The organism is Microbacterium sp. UBA1097 (genome assembly GCF_002313585.1).
Classification (GTDB): Bacteria; Actinomycetota; Actinomycetes; order Actinomycetales; family Microbacteriaceae; genus Microbacterium.
The window spans coordinates 70,827-88,718 of record NZ_DCBW01000046.1 but is presented as its reverse complement, the minus strand read 5'-3'; the positions used below and the strand labels follow the sequence as shown (position 1 = coordinate 88,718).

Annotated in this window: 13 protein-coding genes; 4 read left to right on the top strand and 9 right to left on the bottom strand. The window is 66.6% G+C overall.

The window, feature by feature from the left end; all coding sequences use genetic code 11:
- Positions 1 to 5 precede the first annotated feature (5 nt).
- From B4F19_RS11235 to B4F19_RS11195, 8 genes are all read right to left on the bottom strand, one after another.
- Positions 6 to 467, bottom strand: coding sequence for an Hsp20/alpha crystallin family protein (locus B4F19_RS11235; protein WP_228178450.1), 462 nt, complete (start codon positions 465 to 467; stop codon positions 6 to 8).
- A 204-nt stretch (positions 468 to 671) separates the two neighbouring features.
- Positions 672 to 1,847, bottom strand: coding sequence for an acyl-CoA dehydrogenase family protein (locus tag B4F19_RS11230; RefSeq protein WP_292734996.1), 1,176 nt, complete (start codon positions 1,845 to 1,847; stop codon positions 672 to 674).
- Positions 1,831 to 3,024, bottom strand: coding sequence for a CaiB/BaiF CoA transferase family protein (locus B4F19_RS11225; protein WP_292734994.1), 1,194 nt, complete (start codon positions 3,022 to 3,024; stop codon positions 1,831 to 1,833). Before B4F19_RS11225 ends, B4F19_RS11230 begins: the two co-directional genes overlap by 17 nt.
- Positions 3,025 to 3,083: 59 nt before the next feature.
- Complete coding sequence (locus tag B4F19_RS11215; RefSeq protein ID WP_349675953.1) at positions 3,084 to 5,540, bottom strand: glycoside hydrolase family 3 N-terminal domain-containing protein; 2,457 nt, start codon at positions 5,538 to 5,540, stop codon at positions 3,084 to 3,086.
- A gap of 2 nt (positions 5,541 to 5,542) precedes the next feature.
- Entirely contained in the window at positions 5,543 to 6,379 is an 837-nt protein-coding gene (locus B4F19_RS11210) for an ABC transporter ATP-binding protein (protein WP_292734991.1), read from the bottom strand.
- Positions 6,376 to 8,133: a dipeptide/oligopeptide/nickel ABC transporter permease/ATP-binding protein gene (locus tag B4F19_RS11205; protein WP_292734988.1), complete on the bottom strand. Its 1,758-nt coding sequence runs from the start codon at positions 8,131 to 8,133 to the stop codon at positions 6,376 to 6,378. The genes B4F19_RS11210 and B4F19_RS11205 overlap by 4 nt, the downstream gene beginning before the upstream one ends.
- The gene (locus tag B4F19_RS11200; RefSeq protein WP_292734985.1) at positions 8,130 to 9,068 is read right to left on the bottom strand and encodes an ABC transporter permease; all 939 of its coding nucleotides are present in this window, start codon (positions 9,066 to 9,068) and stop codon (positions 8,130 to 8,132) included. Before B4F19_RS11200 ends, B4F19_RS11205 begins: the two co-directional genes overlap by 4 nt.
- A 50-nt stretch (positions 9,069 to 9,118) precedes the next feature.
- Entirely contained in the window at positions 9,119 to 10,660 is a 1,542-nt protein-coding gene (locus tag B4F19_RS11195; protein ID WP_292734982.1) for an ABC transporter substrate-binding protein, read from the bottom strand.
- A gap of 211 nt (positions 10,661 to 10,871) precedes the next feature.
- Between B4F19_RS11195 and B4F19_RS11190 the strand changes: the two genes are divergently transcribed.
- Positions 10,872 to 12,668, top strand: a complete 1,797-nt coding sequence (locus B4F19_RS11190; RefSeq protein ID WP_292734979.1) for a sulfatase — start codon at positions 10,872 to 10,874, stop codon at positions 12,666 to 12,668.
- A gap of 19 nt (positions 12,669 to 12,687) precedes the next feature.
- Entirely contained in the window at positions 12,688 to 13,680 is a 993-nt protein-coding gene (locus B4F19_RS11185) for a formylglycine-generating enzyme family protein (RefSeq protein ID WP_292734976.1), read from the top strand.
- A 45-nt stretch (positions 13,681 to 13,725) separates the two neighbouring features.
- Here the strand turns inward: B4F19_RS11185 and B4F19_RS11180 are convergent, their stop codons facing one another.
- Complete coding sequence (locus B4F19_RS11180; RefSeq protein WP_292734973.1) at positions 13,726 to 14,568, bottom strand: PaaX family transcriptional regulator C-terminal domain-containing protein; 843 nt, start codon at positions 14,566 to 14,568, stop codon at positions 13,726 to 13,728.
- A gap of 118 nt (positions 14,569 to 14,686) precedes the next feature.
- On the opposite strand from B4F19_RS11180, the gene B4F19_RS11175 reads away from it, so the two are divergent.
- Together B4F19_RS11175 and B4F19_RS11170 are read left to right on the top strand one after the other, a co-directional pair.
- Positions 14,687 to 16,201, top strand: coding sequence for an FAD-dependent monooxygenase (locus B4F19_RS11175; RefSeq protein WP_292734970.1), 1,515 nt, complete (start codon positions 14,687 to 14,689; stop codon positions 16,199 to 16,201).
- Positions 16,198 to 17,853 (top strand): (2,3-dihydroxybenzoyl)adenylate synthase, encoded by a 1,656-nt coding sequence (locus B4F19_RS11170; protein ID WP_292734967.1) that lies wholly within the window; start codon positions 16,198 to 16,200, stop codon positions 17,851 to 17,853. Before B4F19_RS11175 ends, B4F19_RS11170 begins: the two co-directional genes overlap by 4 nt.
- The last annotated feature ends 39 nt before the right edge of the window (positions 17,854 to 17,892 follow it).

Genomic DNA, 17,892 nt, shown 5'->3' with positions numbered 1-17,892 from the left:
GCAGGTCAGGCGCTGGCGCCGGCCTCCTGGATCTCACTGTGGGACTCGTCGACCGTGATCGTCGAGGGCGCGTCGGTCGCGATGTCAATCTTGCGCGGCTTGGCCTTGGGGCTCACCGGAATCGTGACCGTCAGCACGCCGTGCGCGTAGCTGGCGGCGATGCCTTCGGTGTCGATCCCCTGACCGAGGCTCAGCTGACGCAGGAAGCTGCCGGCCTCACGCTCGCGCGTGATCCACTTGACGCCTTCCTGCGACGTCAGTGTGCGCTCGGCGCGGATCGTCAGCAGCTGACCGTCGACATCCACGTCGACCGAGCCCGGGTCGATGCCCGGAAGGTCGGCCGAGAGGACGTAGTGGTCGCCGTCACGGTAGAGGTCCATCGGCATCTGGCGCGGTCCGCGCCGGTTGCCGTCGAAGAGTGCGTTCGCGAATCGCTCCATCTCGCGGAGCGGGTCATAGTTTGCCATCTCGTCTCCTTCATGAGCGGGGCCGGATGCGGCATCCGACCGAGTTCTAGAAGTTGAGTCACCTCGACTCAACTGATCTCAGATTAGCACTCTAGCCTGTCGAGTGCCAGCTTCGGATGCCGATTTCGCCCCCGTTCGCGCAGGGCGGATCGAGCCCGCGCCACGGGCTCCCGAGCGGCCGCGCTCCCCGCCCGGTATGACGGCTCAGCGGAACGCGGGAATGCCCGTGATCGCCTGCCCGAGCACGAGGGTGTGCATCTCGACGGTGCCCTCATATGTCAGCACTGATTCGAGGTTCGCGGCGTGACGGATGACGGGGTACTCGAGGGAGATTCCGTTTGCGCCGAGGATCGTGCGGGCGGTGCGGCAGATCTCCAGCGCCTCCCGTACATTGTTGAGCTTGCCCAGGCTCACCTGCTGCGGTGTGAGCTCGCCGGCATCCTTGCGGCGACCAAGGTGAAGCGCGAGCAGCAGCCCCTTTTCGTACTCGACCACGCTGTCGACGAGCTTCTGCTGCGTGAGCTGGAACGCCGCGATCGGCTTGCCGAACTGCGTCCGTTCCGCGGCGTAGGTCAGGGCGGCGGTCAGTGCCGATCGCGCTGCACCCAGCGCGCCCCAGGCGATACCGTATCGCGCCTCGTTCAGACAGCTGAGCGGACCCCGAAGTCCCTGGACCTCCGGGAGCACGGCATCCGCGGGCAGGCGCACCGCATCCAGCACCAGTTCGGAAGTCACGGATGCGCGCAGCGACAGCTTGTGCTGGATCTGCGGCGCTGAGAACCCCGCGGAGTCAGTCGGAACCAGAAACCCCCGGATGCCACCCTCGGTCTGCGCCCAAACGACAGCGACATCCGCGACCGACCCATTTGTGATCCACATCTTGCGACCCTCGAGCACCCAATCATCGCCGTCGCGGACGGCTCGGGTTCGCATGCTCGCGGGGTCTGAGCCGGCATCCGGTTCAGTGAGACCGAAGCACCCGATCAGGTCACCGGCCGCCATACCCGGAAGCCACCGCTGCTTCTGTTCCTCACTCCCCCAACGCCAGATCGCGTACATCGCGAGCGACCCCTGCACCGAGACGAGCGAACGGATGCCAGAGTCCGCAGCCTCGAGCTCGAGGCATGCCAGGCCGTACTCGGTGGCCGACATAGCCGCGCACCCGTATCCCTCGAGGTGCATGCCGAGCACCCCGAGCTGACCGAGGTCTTTCGCGAGGCCCCGCAGATCATCGGTCTCGCCCCGCTCGAACCAGTCACCGACGTGCGGAATCACGCGCCGCTCGACGAAGGCGCGGACCGCATCACGCGTGGCGCGCTCGTCGTCGCTGAGCAGCGCGTCGATGTCGGCGATGTCGATGACGTCATCCACGGGTGCCACGGGCGTCTCCTTCGGGAAGGTCACTCGCGCGACCGGTCGGATCGGGGCCGGCAAGCCACCGGCGGATCTCGTCACCGTGCTCATCGAGCCGCGGCGGGCGTTCGTACCCGCAGATCGGTGTCCGCGTGAACCGCAACGGAGATCGAATCTGGTCGGTACCGCCTTCGACCGGCACCCGAGGCTCAAGGCCGAGCCGCTCTGCCAGAGCGAAGCCGTCGGCGACGCTGCCGATCGTGCCGGCCGGCACCCCGGCATCCATCAGCCGCGTCGTCCACGATGCCGCGGCGTCGGCTTGCAGGCGCGCCTCGAGTGCTGCCGCCAGTTCATCCCGGTGGGCAACGCGCTGCGCGTTGGTGACGAAGCGCGGATCGGTCGCCAGGTCGGGGGCTCCCACAACCTCGCACAGCCGCGCGAACTGCCGGTCGTTTCCTACGGCGAGCGCGAGAACGCCGTCGCCGGTGTCGAGAGCTTCGTAGGGCGCGATCGACGGATGCCGATTACCGAGCGAGCGCGGAGAGTGGCCCGTCGCGAGGAACCCCGAGGCCTGGTTCACCAGCGCCGCGAGCAGGCTCGAGAGAAGAGCGACCTCGACGTGTTGTCCGAGCCCGCTCCGGACGCGCTCATGAAGGGCGGCGAGGATGGCGACCGTGGCATCCTTCGCGACGAGGACGTCGACGATCGCGACGCCGACTTTGGACGGCGAGCCAGGCGGCCCGGTGATGTCCATGAGCCCGCCCACAGCTTGAACGAGGAAGTCATAGCCGACCGCGCCGGCGCCGGCATCGCTTCCGAACCCCGTGATCGAGGCATAGACGACGGCGGGGTTGAGCGCACGCACACTCTCGTAATCGAGCCCGAACCGGTCGAGGCTGCCGGGAAGGAAGTTCTCGACGATCACGTCAGCGCGCTCGACGAGCCGGTGTGCAACCTCGAGATCGGCAGGATCACCAAAGTCCAGCGCGATTGACCTCTTCCCCCGATTGGCCGACTCGAAGTACGACGAGGAGTTCTCGGTCCACGGCGGACCCCACTGCCGGGTGTCGTCGCCGGCACCGGCGCGCTCGACCTTGATGACGTCAGCTCCCAGGTCGGCGAGTGTGGATGCCGCGAGCGGCCCCGCGAGCACGCGGCTGAAGTCGGCGACGACGACGCCGTCCAGGGGCATCGGACCAGGCATCCGCTTCCTCGCTCTTCCCGGTGAGAGTGAGACAACCCTACCGAGCGGTGCGAGCCGGGTCAGCCCTCAGCTCGCTGCGCGAACTGGCGCCAGAGCCACTCGATCGTCCCGGAAAGGTCGACCTCGGGATTGACCCCCCACTCCGCCTGGAGGCCGTCCGAGACCGCCAGAAAAACACGCGCGACCATGGCGGAATCGACGTCCGCCGGGAACGTACCCGCCTGCTGCCTTGCCTCGATGTCGCGGCGCATGCTCGCGAGAACCTCGCTCTCGCGACGCAGGAAGAACTCGTGTGCGGGGTGGGCGGGATCGGCCGCAGCGGCCTCGAGATTCACGTAGAGATGGACCAGCGCGGGCACCGTCTCGTTGTGTCGCGCGACACGAAGGGTCATCGGATCGTCACCGTTCTCGGCGGCAAGAATTCGCCAATTGACGACATCGCGCTGCCGGAGGACCTCCACCAGCAGGTTCTCTTTGGTCCCGAAGTGGTGCAGGAGGCCGGCCTGGGTCATCCCGACGGCATCCGCGATGTCCCGGAGGGATGTTGCGCCGTACCCCTTCTTCTCGATGATCTCGAGCGCCGTTTCCAGGATGATCTCCTGGCTCTCCCGCCCTTGGGCGTACGTTCTGCGCGGCGCGCGTCGCTGAATAGGGGCACTGGGCTGGCCCGCCGGAAAGAGCGGACTCGCGTAGTCCCCCGGAACATCCACGCGCGAGGTGCGCACCGCCTGCGTGGTCCGCGGGATAGCGAACGGAAGCTTGCCCTCGGCTCGCGTGCGACCGGTAAGAACGTCAAGCAGCGCCTCTTCAGACGCTCCGAACTCTGCGATGACCGCCGCGCACTGCGGCAGAAGCGGTTCGAGAATCGCCGGGCGATCGAGCCGGACAGCGAGGATGACGGGCGCGTGCTCACTGAGCGCATGCAGTCGCTGACCGACCTCGGGGGCGAACTCGAGCGATCCCGCGTGAAAACTTGCCTCGAGCGCATACTCGTCCCGCGGATCAAACGGCGCCTCGAGTTTCACGACGATCGCGTCAGCGTTCGCCGACTCAGCGACAGCGACAAGGCCTGCACGCTTGAGAGCTTCGGTGGAGATCTCCTGCGAGAAGACCTTGGAGCCGCGCCGCAACGGCAGGGCGGGACTCGCAGATGAACGCCCGTTGGTGAGAACGACCATGGAGCGAGCCTGCGCTGCGTGGCCCGCTGCGCGAAACTCGGGGGCCCCGACCACGGCCACAGCGGCGTCCTCGTCGACATACGGGTTCTCGAACAGCCCGAGGTCGAACTTCACTCGCAGGAGCCGTCGCACTGACTCATCAATGCGCGACTCCTCCACCTGTCCGGACTCGACGAGCTCGATGATGAAGCCCGGATCCTCTTCCCCGCCGAGCTGGTCGCACCCGGCCTCCAGGATCTTCTTCACCCGCTGGGCCTCAGACAGGTGCTCAACCCCCCATGCCCGTGGTGGCAGCGACTTTCCACCGATCCGCGACTCCGTTACCAGGCCCCAGTCCGTACAGACGACCCCGGTGAACCCGAGCTTCTCGCGCAGCAACCCGGTGATGATCTGCTTGTTGAATCCGAAACCCACCTCCTCGACCGGCTCACCGTCAAGGGTCAGCCCGACGGGGATGCCGTACGAGGGCATGATGGCGGGAACTCCCCGCGCGATCAGCCGCCGGAACGGCTCGAGGTGGTACTCGAACATCCCGCCGGTGTAGTCCTGCTCCTTGCCGTAGACGAAGTGCGGGTCTTCACCGTCGCGTTGGGGGCCGCCGCCGGGGAAATGCTTCGCCATGCAGGCGACCCCGGTCGGGGTGAGGTGGTTGCCGTTCTCGAAGCCGTCGACGTAGGCCACTCCAAGGGCCGCGACCTGTTCGGCATCCTGACCGAACGTGCTGTATTGGCGGGCCCAGCGCGGCTCGGTCGCCACATCGAGGGTCGGATGAAGGGCGAGCCGGATGCCGAGAGCGGTGTACTCGCGGCGCGCGATGTCGGCGAATTCGCGCACCGTCGTCGCATCACCGATCGCGCCGAGCCCCAGGGGTTCCGGCCAGGCCGACAGGTAGTCGGCGCTGAACGACGCTCCCATGTTTTCTGTGAAGGAGTGCCGCGGATCTGTCGAGATCGTCACCGGAATCCCGTGAGGTGTCGCTTCGGCGAGGCGCTGGACCTCGTTGTTCCACCGCGCCATCGCGCGGGGGTGGGGGATCTGATGCAGATTGAGATGACTGATGAGTCGACCCTCGACCAACTCCCGCGCGCCGGGTTCGCGTGGCGCGATCTCTTCACCGTCGATCGCCCCATCGACGGTGACGCTGACAACCGACTGCACCATCAGACCAGCCTTTTCTGCCAGCGAGAGCCGGGAGAGCAGGTCTTCGACGCGGTCCTCGACGGGAAGGTCCGGATTCTCATAGGGATCCATGACGCCGTTGCCATTAAGGTCGCGAAAGCGCACGCCGTTCGCGCCGGCCTCGGTTCCGGCCGCAGCCGGACTCGGGGAGGTCTTCACTCTCAGTTCTCCTTCTGCGCGGCCAGCATCCGACGATTCTCACGGCGCTGACGCTGCTGCGCGACATGTGCGACCGGAGCGGACATGAACAAACGTTGGGTATAAGGATGCCGTGGGTGGGCGGTGACCTGATCGACGTCGCCCTCCTCCACAATCTCGCCCCGGTACAGAACCGTCACGCGATGACTGATGTGACGGACGACACCGAGATCGTGCGACACAAACAGATAGGCAACACCTGTCGCTTCTTGGATCTCGATCAGGAGCTCGAGAACCCTCGCCTGTGTTGTCAGATCGAGGGCCGACACCGGCTCGTCACAGATGATCAGGCGCGGGCTGAGAGCGATTGCGCGGGCGATGGCGATGCGTTGACGTTGCCCGCCCGAGAACTCGCTCGGCAGCCGAGATTCGGCATCCGCGGGCAGCTGGACACGATCAAGGAGTCCCCGAATGTGCGCGCGCGCATCGTTGCGTGTCCAGCCTTGGATCAGCAGTGGCTCCGCAAGGATGTCGGCGACAGTCATCGACGGATTGAGCGACGTGTACGGGTCTTGAAAGACCACCTGGATGTCACGGGCGAGCGCACGGCGTGCTGACTGGCTCACGTGCGTGATGTCGCGGTCATCGAAGGTGATCGACCCGGCGCTCACCGGGGCAAGCCCCAGCACTGCCCGCCCGATCGTCGTCTTGCCTGATCCCGATTCGCCGACAAGACCGAGAGTTTCACCGGGGCGGATGTCGAGGGAGACGTCCGTGAGTGCCTGGAATCTGCGGCGCCCGCGGCTCTTGTAGACAACATCGAGGTGATCGACGCGCAGGAGGGGATCAACGGCGGTCACGAGGTGCTTCCCTTCTGCTGAGCCACGGCGGGAACGTACGTTCGCACGGGTCCTTCCTCGAGCATCGAGTCGAGCAACACGCGCGTGTACTCCTGCTGCGGACGCTCGAGGATGTCCTCGACGTCGCCCGTTTCAACGATCCGGCCGTGCTGCATCACGGCTACCCGATCGCAGATGTCGGCGACGACACCGAAGTTGTGGGTGACCAGGAGCACTGCCATGCCTGTCTCTTCCTGCAGGTCTCGCAGCAGATCCAGCACCTCGGCCTGCACTGTCACATCAAGCGCCGTGGTCGGCTCGTCTGCGATGAGGAGCTTGGGCTTACCGGCGACCGCTCCAGCGATGAGCACGCGCTGAGCCATGCCTCCGGAGATCTCGTGGGGATAGGCGCGATAGGTCGCTTCGGGATCGGGGATTCCCACGCGGGCGAGTAGTTCCAGCGCGCGCTCCTTGGCGTCCGACCGGCTCATCCCCAGTCGCGTGCGCAACGGCTGGGTCAACTGGCGTCCGATGCGGAAGCTCGGGTCGAGGTTGCTCAGTGGCTCCTGCGGGACGTAGGCGATTCCGGCGCCGCGGAGCTTGCGCCTCTCCGCTGCACTCAGGGAGGTCAACTCCGTTCCGTCGAACCTGATCGACCCCCGCGAGACCCACCCACCTTCGGGAAGGAGCCCGAGGACGGAGAAGGCAGTCTGGGTCTTGCCTGACCCCGATTCGCCGACCAGGCCGAGAACCTCGCCCGGGGCAACCTCGAGAGAGACATCGTGCACGACCCGCGTCTGCTCGGTATCGACGCCGTAGCTCACCTCGAGATCGCGGACCGACAAGAGCGCCGTGGATGAGGCGGCCGCTGAGGTCGCGGGGACGGTGCGACCAACCTTGGCCACTCCTCCCGAGCCGCGGTCTTCCAGAGCGTCTCTCATGGCGTTCCCCAGCAGGATCAGCGACACGGTGGTCAGGCCGATCGCCAGGCTCGGCCACAGGATGAGCGAGGGAGAGAGGAAGATGCGCCGGAAGCCCTCGTTGAGCATGCCGCCCCACGAGGGGACCGAGCTATCCGTGATGCCGAGAAACTCCAGTCCCGCTTGGACAGAGATCGCGATGCTCGCGAGCCGAGCGGTCTGAATGATCACGGGAGCTCGGACCACGGTGAGAACGTGCCGGCCGATAATGCGCCCGTCGCCGAGACCCGAGACCCGCGCGGCGTCGACATACAGTTCGTTGCGCACCGACTGCACGGCTGCGCGCACGATACGGAAGATGCCGGGGGCTAACAGCACACCGAACACGGCCATCGAGATCCAGACCGACGGCCCGGCAACAGCCCGCACCGCCAGCAGCAGCACGATTCCCGGCAGGGCCATGTTCAGATTGTTGACCCAGTTGGCGACCGCATCGAACCAGCCGCCGTAGTATCCGGCGATCAGGCCCGTCGGAAGTCCGACCACGAGCGCGACGAGGACGGCCAGAGCTGCCCCGGCCAGGCTGACGCGTGCCCCCCACATCAGGCGACTGAGCACGTCTCGACCTGAGCTATCGGTACCCAAGAGATGCTCGGAGCTCGGCGGCAGCATGGCGTCGCGGAGCGAGACGACGTCGGGAGATGGGAGCGGGAGAAGCGGTGCCACCAGAGCGGCCACGATGAGCAGCACCAACACCGCCGCCGCGGCGACACCGAGAGGATTGCGGAAGAACCGGTGGATGGCACCGCGGCGACCCGCACTGGCTGCGGTGACGAGTGAGGTTGTCTGGCTCATGAGAGGCGAACCTTCGGGTTTAGCCACGCGACAACGAGGTCGACGAGCAGATTGACGATGACGACGATGACGACGTAGGCCAGCACAGCGCCGAGCACAAGCGGTACGTCGGTACGCACGGAAGCCTCGATGGCCAGTGAGCCGAGCCCCGGCAACGCGAAGATCTGCTCGATGACGACGGCGCCGCCGAGGATGCCGACGACCTGCACGGCGAGTGCGGTCATTCCGGTCGTCGAGGAGTTGCGCAGTGCATGTTCGAGAACGACACGGGTCTCTGAGATCCCGCGGCTGCGCAGGGTCCGCACGTAGTCCTGCCGGAGGGTCTGGATCATCGAGCTTCGAACCTGCTGTGCGATTCCGGCCACGGCGGGAATGGTCAGCGCGATCACGGGCATGACCAGGCTGCGCGCCCAGGCGAGGGGGTCAGTCGCAAACGGGACGTACCCGGTTGCCGGGAGCCAGCCGAGCTGGATCGCGAAGAGGGTGACCAGAAACAGCGCGATGATGAAGGCGGGAAGGGCGTCGCCCAGGGTGACAATGACCTGGAGCATGCGGTCAACCCAGCCACGCCTGGTTGCGGAGAGAACACCGACGGCGAAGCCGAGAATTCCGCTGAAGACGGTGACCAGCGCAACGAGTGCGACAGTGACCGGCATCCGTGTGGCGATCGCGCCCCACACCGATTGCGTCGTGAACAACGAGTTGCCGAGGTCACCGCCGAGCGCCGCGCGAATCCAATCGAGGTACTGCACGAAGATCGGCTGGTCGAACCCGAGTTCGGCGTTCAGACGCGCGACCTGTTCCGCTGTCGCGTTCTCACCGAGCACGTTCCTGGCGATGTCGCCGAAGGCCGGCGAGAGCAGCAGGAACACGATCAGCGACGTCGCAAGCACGAGCGAGATCGCCGAGACGAGTCGCTTGAGAAGAAATGGCATGAAAGTCTCCGACGGAGGAGGGGGCCCGCGGGCACGGACCCCCTCTCGCTTTACTGACCGCTGGGCGCGTAGTTGTAGATCGAGGGAACCGCCTGCTGTACCTGCGGCACCACGGTGATCGTGTCGTTGTAGAAGTTGAACTGATCCGGACGCAGGACCGGCGCGAACCAGTAGTTGTCAACGACCCACTCGTTGATCTGGCGAGCAAGGTCTGCCTGACCAGCCTCATCGGCGGTCGGATACTGAGCGATCAGGCCGTCGAGCTCGGCGTTGGTGGACCCCAAGGGGTTCCACGTGGCGTCGGGCGTCAGCAGGAAGTTCATGTTCCCCCAGTCCGGGCGCTGGACCAGCTGCATGAAGGCGAGCGGGAACTCTCCCTTGAGCATCGAGGGGATCGCCTCACCTGGGCCCCACTCGTGGCGGTTGACCGTGACCCCGATGTCTTCCCAGTTCTGGATGATGGCGTCGTAAATCGACGGGTCGAACACGTTGCTGATCGGCAGCGTCACGGTCAGGTTGCTCGCGCCAGCCTCTGTCAGAAGCTCTCGTGCCTTGTCGGGGTCGTAGGGATAGGCATCGTCGAGGGAGGGCTCGTAACCGAGGGTGTCCTTGCCGAAGACCTGAGAGGTCTGCTGCCCGAGGCCCTGCCAGCTCACGTCAACAATGGCCTCCCGGTCGATAGCGATTGCCAGCGCTTCACGAACACGCACATCTGCCAGCTCGGGCAGCAGCGCGCCGTCTCGGTCGAAGAACAGGATGCCTGCCCAGCCGGTCGAGAAGGGCTCTGGCGCGTTGAGGCCAGCAGACTGTGCCTGAAGAGCCGAGGAGGCCCGGTTCAGCGCCGCGAAGTCGACCTGACCCGTCGTCAGCGCGTTCAGACGAGCGGTCTCGTCCGTGAAGATCTTGAAGTCGACCTCGTCAAAGGGCAGCGGGTCACCCCAGTAGTCGGGGTTTCGCGTGAACACGATCTGCGATCCCACGATGGAGCGATCAGTGTCGAGGACGTAGGGACCGGAGCCGACCGGAGTCGTCTCGATGTCGGCTGAGCCGAGCGCGTCCGGGCTCCCCATATATCCGGCGGCGTTGGTCAAACTGATCGGCAGGTCCGGGTCTGGTGAGCTCAGGTGCACAGCGACGGTGTCGTCGTCGACGACCTCGACAGACTCAACGCTCGCGAGGCTGTTGCTGAGCGGCCCGTTCGCGCTCTGGAAGTGCTCCATGTTCGCCTTCACGGCATCGGCGTTGAAGACGGCACCGTCGGTGAAGGTGACGTCATCGCGCAGATCGAGTTGGAGAGTGAGCTTGTCATCGCTCAGGGTCCAGTCGGTCGCGAGCATGGGGCTCAGGCTCCCGTCGGGCTCTCGCTTGATGAGCGTGTCGTACACGGACTGGTAGATCGGGGCGAAATGCCCCTCGTTGGCCTGGGCCGGGTCCCAGCTGGTGGGTTCGGTGAGCGAACCGATCGTGAGCAGCGGTGCGGTGGTGGTGTCGCCCGAGCCGGAAGGCTCCGGCGAGGTCGCGCTGCACGCAGTGAGGGCGAGCGCGGCGGCGGCCGTGAGGCCCGCCAATCGGACGAGAGGTGCGGATCGCATGTGTGTCTCCTACGGCGTCATTGATGGGGATACAGCCGACGCATCATCGCGACGGTGGTGCAATACTAAATACTGTTCAGTAGTAAATGCAACGGAGCCTCAGAGTCGAGGAGGACCATGAGCCAACCGAACATGCGCATCCGGCGCCACGACACCCACGGGTCATCGACCGAGGTGCCTGCAACACTCGTGTCAGAAGGGATGGTCTGAGATGCGGGCGATCGTGCTCATGTTCGACAGCCTCAATCGGCATGTCGTTCCGCCCTACGCCGACGCGGACGCGCCCCACGCGCCGCTTCCCAACTTCATGCGCCTGGCCGCGCGATCAGTCGCCTTCACGAACTTCTACGCGGGCTCCATGCCCTGCATGCCGGCCCGGCGGGAGCTTCACACGGGCCGGCCCAACTTTCTGCACCGCAGCTGGGGCCCGCTGGAGCCGTTCGATGACTCGGCGCCCGAAATGCTCGGTCGGAACGGGGTTCACACACACCTGGCCTCTGATCACGTCCACTACTGGGAGGACGGTGGCGCGACCTACCACCCGCGCTATACGACCTGGGAGTTCGAGCGCGGACAGGAAGGGGACCCGTGGAAGGGAGTCGTCGGGTCACCAGATCCCAGCGCGAATGTCATGCTCCGATCGCGAGCGCAGGACCGCGTCAACCGCACCCACATGTCGACCGAAGCCTCGCACGTGCAGACGCGAACCGTGGATGCGGGGCTTGAGTTCCTGCGCACGAACGCTGAGGCGGACCGCTGGATGCTCCAGCTCGAACTCTTCGACCCGCATGAGCCGTTCTTCGCGGCCGAGCGATTCCGTCAGGCCCGCGGTCTTGATGCAGACGCGAGCGCAGACTGGCCGGCCTACCGGCGCGTGCTTGAGAGCGATGACGACGTGGCAAGGACACGCGAGGAATACCTCGCACTCGTGGAAATGTGCGACCACTCTCTCGGGCGAGTCCTCGACGCCATGGACGAGCACCAGCTGTGGGACGACACGATGCTCATCGTTCACACCGACCATGGCTTCCTTCTCGGCGAACACGGATGGTGGGCCAAGAGCGTCATGCCGTGGTTCAACGAACTCGTGCATCTTCCGATGTTCCTCTGGGACCCCCGTTCCGGTCGGCGTGGTGAGATCGACGACCGTCTGGCCCAGACGATCGACATCCCCCTGACCCTTCTCGACTTCTTCGGCGTCGATGCCACTGCAGACATGCTCGGACACCCGCTGGCCGACCAGTCGCCGGCACGAGAGAGTGCAATCTTCGGGATCCACGGTGGACACGTCAATGTCACCGATGGACGATACGTCTACATGCGCAGCGCCGATTCACCGAGCAATCGACCGCTTGAGGAATTCACACTCATGCCCACACACATGCGCGCTCCCTTCGCCGTGGGCGAGCTCAGTGCGTGGACCCCGGCGGAGCCGTTCGGCTTCACCAAGGGGTTGCGCACCATCTGTGTTGAGACCTCGGCGATGTGGTTGAACTCGTGGCACCACGGAACGATGCTCTTCGATCTCGAGACGGACCCAGGTCAGCTCGAACCGATCGCCGACGACGACGTCGAGCTGCGGATGGCGGGGCTTCTGGTCGAGGCCATGAGGGACGCGGATGCCCCGGCAAGCCAGTTCGCCCGCCTCGGGCTTCCTCGGAACGGCGCCGTGACACGGAGCCATCTGCGCGCTCGGGAGCATCGGGACCGCGCGCGAACGGTTGCCGAGCCCATGCCGCGTATCAGCGAGCTCGCGGCCTCCGGGCATCTCACACGTCCTCTCGCCGAGATCCTCTCCGATGAGCGCACAGCGGCGGTGCTGGCCCGGCATGCGCCTGACCTGACGCGCACCGAGATGGTAGGACTCCCGCCCGGCGCGAGCCTGCTGACGCTGGCTTCTCGAGCGGTGGTGACAGCCGAGGAGTTGCGAGCGCTCGATCGGGACCTTGCGGCTCTCGATAGCGCAGCCAGACCGGACCGAGGCATGGGGGCAGAGTCAGAGCGGTAGCGTGGCGGTGGAGGCAGACATGAACGAGAACGCTCCGACCGCTGGTGGATGCGGCCCGCAGTGCGCGTGCGGCGCACCGGGACGATCGCAGTTCCTGACCCTCGGCTCGGCACCGGTTCCTGCAGCCGCCGCATCGTCGGCCGAGGGCGCGCGTCACCGGATCCCCCAGGCCCAGATCCCCGCGGGACGGTTCATCATGGGTGATTCGTCGGGGGACGAGAACCGTGGCGACGGCGAGACTCCCCGCCACGAGGTGTCGATCAGCGCGTTCGAGATCGACACGACAAGCGTCACCAACGACGACTTTGCCCGCTTCGTCGATGACACCGGCTACCTGACCGAGGCGGAGACCTTCGGGTTCTCCGCGGTCTTCCACCTCGCGCTTGAGGCGCCCGAGAGCGACATCATGGGACAACCGGCCACCACCCCCTGGTGGTTCGGGGTCCGCGGAGCCGATTGGCGGCATCCGGGCGGGGCGAACTCGTCCATCGAGGGACTCGGCGACCACCCCGTCGTCCACGTGTCGTGGAACGACGCGATGGCGTACTGCGAGTGGGCGGGAAGGCGCCTGCCCACCGAGGCCGAGTGGGAGTACGCGGCCCGGGGTGGGCTCGAGGGCAAGAAGTATCCGTGGGGAGATGAGGAGCCGGATGCCGACGGCATCTGGCGGGCGAACATCTGGCAGGGCCAGTTCCCCCGCGTCAATACCCTCGAGGACGGCTTTCTGACCACCGCTCCGGTCCACACGTTCGAGCCCAACGGCTACGGGCTGTGGCAGCCGGTCGGCAACGTGTGGGAGTGGTGCGCGGACTGGTTCGACCCCGGCTATTACGCGCGCTCGACGGATGCCGATCCGGTCGGACCCGATCGCGGGGGCTCCCGCATCCTGCGCGGCGGCAGCTACCTCTGCCACATCTCGTACTGCAACCGATATCGCAACTCGGCACGGTCGCAGAACACCCCCGACTCCTCGATGGGCAACGCCGGCTTCCGCACCGTCCGGACGGGCTGAGCGTCAGCTCAGGTTGGGATCTTCGCCGCCTTCGGCCACAGCCCCTCAGCGCTCGAGGACATAGGTCATCAGCGAGCCATCGAATAGCACGCGATGGGGAGCAGTGACCTGCAGATCGGTGTGGGATTCGATTGCGCGGACGGCAGCGTCGCGGAGCGCAGTGTAACGCTCGGCGAAGAGGGCATGCGCTACCGCGCCGACCCACCCGTCCGGGAGAAGTCTCGCAGGGAGGTCAGGGTCGGTGTAGGGAAAGCGGCGGTAGTCATCGGTCAGCCTCGCGCGACACACGAGCGCCTCATCGTCGCTCAGATCACCAAGCGGCCCGTCGTAGCGATCCACGAAGCTCCGGTACTCGTCGCCGAGGGCTCGGAGATCCCACGCCCGCGCAGCAATGTCGCGGTCTTTCTCGACGTCGTCAGTACGGGTAAGAAAGACGTCTCCATCGCCCGCCGGTTGCTCGTCGAGGGCGCGCTGGGCGCTCGCACGGCGGTCTCCGGGCGCGATCCATGTCGCCGGCTGCAGTGACCCGAACCCCAGCCAGGCCAGGCTCTTGCGAAACTCGTCCCGCGCGGCGCGGTCGGCCGTGCGCGTGAGCACAAGGGTCCACTGCCCGCCCCACGACTCGGAGTCGTGGCGGAAGATGCGCTCCCGACCAGCATCCAGCAGCTCCCAGCCGCGAGCGGCGAGCCGGTAACTGGTGCGCCGCCCCTCGCGAACGGCGTCGAACCATCCCTCCGCGCGCAGACGTGACATCACCATGCGGGTCGTGGCTCGTTCGACCCCGAAAAGTTCCATGATGTCGCTGAGACCGGCCAACGGTGCGGCGCCGTCGGCGCAGTAGCGGAAGTAGTCCCCATACAACGTGAACACAAGGGATCGCGGGCGCATGCTCCCAAAGTACCGGGCACGATCAGCCCGACCCAGGAGCGAAACGTGACGAAATAGTGGTGCACATCGCAAATTTGTTGCATAATCGGAGCGTCACTTCAGCAAGGAGGCTGAGATCATGCGGATCGCTGTCATTGGCGCGGGGCCTGCAGGGCTGCTGTTCGCCACACTCATCGCCCGGGAGCTCCCAGCATCAACGGTCGACGTGTACGAGCGCAACGGCGCGGACGAGGCATTCGGCTTCGGGGTCGTCTTCTCCGACGCCACCCAGCGCGGGGTCGACGCCGCCGACAGCGCCCTGCGCAACACCCTCGACGTCCACGGGGTGCGGTGGGACCAGATCCAGGTGCGCCTGAAGGGCGAGGAGCACACGTTCGCCGGCAACGGTATGGGCGCGGTATTGCGCAAGGATCTGCTCGCGGAGCTGCAGCGGGGCGCGCGTGACGCCGGGGCTCACCTCCACTTTCGCCATCCGGTCGAGCTCGCCGATCTCAGCGACTACGACATCGTCGTGGCCGCCGATGGCGCCAACTCCCGCACCCGCCAGGCGGTCGGCGAGGAGACTCTCGGCGCGACCTTCGAGTACGCGTCGGCGAAGTTCATCTGGTTCGCCACCGACCACTCCTTCGACGGCCTCACCTTCCTCCACCAGCACGTGGACGGCCTCGGCGACGTCCCCGGCGTCTTCGCCGCTCACGCATACCCGATCGGCAAGGGCCTGTCGACGTTCATCGTCGAGACCGACACGGAAACGTGGCGCGCGGCGGGACTCGACGGCTTCGACCCCAGCACGCCACCGGGCCCGAGCGATGAGCACAGCCGCCTGCGCCTGCAGGAGATCTTCGCGCCACTGATCGACGGCGCGAACCTCATCGGCAACAGCTCGCGGTGGGCGAACTTCCGCACTATCCGGGCCGAGCGCTGGCATGCGGGCAACGTGGTGTTCCTCGGCGACGCCGTGCACACCGCACACTTCTCCGTCGGGAGTGGCACCAAGATGGCCGTCGAAGACGCCATCGCCCTCGCCGAGGCGATCGCCGCCCACCCCGAAGACCCCGAGGCCGCATTCACCGCGTACGAGGAGGTGCGTCAGCCAGCGGTCGCACGAATCCAGTCCGCCGCCCGCCCCAGCCTGTCGTGGTGGGAGAACTTCGGCACGTACTACCACGCGTTCGAACCCTGGCAGTTCGCCTTCCACTTCTTCTCGCGCTCACTCCCGGCCGCGAAAATCGCCCGCCGCGATCCGGCGGCGGCGGCCGAACCCCAGCAGGAGTGGCAGCGCCGACATGGCGCGCCGGCGCTCGAGTCTCCGCTGGTCATCGAATCCGGCGAGGGCGACCGGGTGGAGCTTGCCCGACGTGTGGTGTCACGTGAGCGTCTCGCCGGCTTCCCGGTGATCGAGGCCCCCGAACGCGAGTCCGATCTCGAGTCGATCGTCCGCGGGGCACTGGATCGACCGCATCCGCCTCGCATGCTCCTCGTGACCGGTGGCACACCGCTCACCCGACAACTGGCCTCGGAGTCCATCCGCCTGCGTCATCACGCCACCGCCGTCATCCACGAGCCGGACTGCGACGATGACCGCGCGCTCACCCTCGTGCTGTCGGGCCGCGCGGACGCGGTGGCTCGATGAGGTCGGTGGAGGGGCTGACCCCCTGGCCCGCCGAGCTGGCCGCGCTTTACCGCGAGAAGGGCCTCTGGGAGGGGCGCACCCTCATGGAACTCATCGAGGAACGCGCCGCTGCCCGCCCCGACCACCCGGCGGTGGCCTGCGACGCCATGACCCTGACCTACGCACAGCTCCTCGACCGGGCGCACGCGTGCGGGGACCGGATGCTGCGCGCGGGCCTGCGGGCGGACGACCGGATCGTGGTGCAGCTGCCGAACGGGTGGCAGTTCGTGGTTCTGCTGCTGGCGTGCCTGCGCACCGGCATCCTTCCCGTGATGGCCCTGCCGGCCCACCGGGAGCACGAGCTTCGCTATCTCGTGGACCACGCGGAGGCTCGGGCGCTGGCCGCACCGCTCCACCTCCGCGACTTCGATCACGCCGCGCTCGCAATGAAGCTGCGCGAGACGACCGAGACGCTCGAGTTCGTGCTTCTCCAGGGAGACCCGAGCGCGGTGCCCGAAGACACGCTCGCGCTCGATAGCCTCTGCGCTGCGCGGGCGCGCGACGAGGAACATGTGGCGGTCCCGCAACCCGATCCCTCGGCCGTGGCTGTATTCCTGCTCTCCGGCGGCACGACCGGGATGCCGAAGCTGATCGCTCGCACGCACGACGACTATGTCTGCAACGTGCGCGAGACAGCCCGGCACACCGCACTCGGGGACGATACCGTCTACCTCGGCACCCTGCCGCTGGGCCATAATTTCCCGCTGGGCTGTCCCGGGATCCTGGGCACGCTCATCGCGGGGGGAACGATCGTGCCTCTGGCCTCCCCCCATCCCGAGCGGACGTTCGCGGCGATCGAGCGGTTTGGGGTGACGCACACTGCTGCCGTCCCCGCCGTCGTCGCCACGTGGCTGGATCACGCCTCGACCGTGGGCGCGGAACAGCTGTCATCGCTGCGGGTACTGCAGGTGGGCGGCGCACGGCTGGCCGACGAACTCGCCGCTCGAGTGGTGTCGCTCCTCCCCGGCCGTCTTCAGCAGGTCTTCGGCATGGCGGAGGGACTCATCAATCTCACTCGCCTGGACGACCCTGTCGAGATCGTCATCGGCACACAGGGCCGGCCTGCATGCGCGGCGGACGAGGTGCGGATCATCAACGAGGAGAGCGGCCAGGAGGTCGCCGTGGGCGAGCCCGGGTTGCTGCTTACCCGGGGTCCGTACACTCCGCGCGGGTATTACAACGCACCCGAAGCTAACGCGCGCTCGTTCACCCCCGATGGCTGGTACATCAGCGGCGACATCGTGGTGCAGACTCCCGAGGGCAACTTCGTGGTTTCCGGCCGCAGCAAGGACATGATCAACCGCGGCGGGGAGAACATCTCGGCCGAAGAGATCGAGAACCTCGCCTACCGGCTCGAGGCCGTGCGCCTGGCCGCCGCCGTAGCGATGCCCGACGCGCAACTCGGCGAGCGGGTGTGCCTGTTTGCCGTGCTGCACGACGAGCACGTTCTCGAACTCGAGCACGTGCGCAACGCTTTCCAGGAGTGGGGCGTCGCCGCCTACAAGCACCCGGACCGTCTGGAGACGGTGGACGAACTGCCGCTGACGAAAGTTGGCAAGATCGATAAGAAGGCGCTGCGCGAACTGCTGCTCGCCTCTCTGCCGGCGAGCTGACGCGCGCGGGCCTCGATACACAGAACGACGGGATCTTTC

Bases quoted from the DNA above. Each gene is read 5' to 3' on its own strand.
- B4F19_RS11225 (WP_292734994.1), bottom strand. From the start codon at position 3,024: ATGCCTGGTCCGATGCCCCTGGACGGCGTCGTCGTCGCCGACTTCAGC.
- B4F19_RS11195 (WP_292734982.1), bottom strand. From the start codon at position 10,660: ATGCGATCCGCACCTCTCGTCCGATTGGCGGGCCTCACGGCCGCCGCC.
- B4F19_RS11200 (WP_292734985.1), bottom strand. From the start codon at position 9,068: ATGCCATTTCTTCTCAAGCGACTCGTCTCGGCGATCTCGCTCGTGCTT.
- B4F19_RS11185 (WP_292734976.1), top strand. From the start codon at position 12,688: ATGAACGAGAACGCTCCGACCGCTGGTGGATGCGGCCCGCAGTGCGCG.
- B4F19_RS11235 (WP_228178450.1), bottom strand. From the start codon at position 467: ATGGCAAACTATGACCCGCTCCGCGAGATGGAGCGATTCGCGAACGCA.
- B4F19_RS11175 (WP_292734970.1), top strand. From the start codon at position 14,687: ATGCGGATCGCTGTCATTGGCGCGGGGCCTGCAGGGCTGCTGTTCGCC.
- B4F19_RS11205 (WP_292734988.1), bottom strand. From the start codon at position 8,133: ATGAGCCAGACAACCTCACTCGTCACCGCAGCCAGTGCGGGTCGCCGC.
- B4F19_RS11170 (WP_292734967.1), top strand. From the start codon at position 16,198: ATGAGGTCGGTGGAGGGGCTGACCCCCTGGCCCGCCGAGCTGGCCGCG.
- B4F19_RS11180 (WP_292734973.1), bottom strand. From the start codon at position 14,568: ATGCGCCCGCGATCCCTTGTGTTCACGTTGTATGGGGACTACTTCCGC.
- B4F19_RS11190 (WP_292734979.1), top strand. From the start codon at position 10,872: ATGCGGGCGATCGTGCTCATGTTCGACAGCCTCAATCGGCATGTCGTT.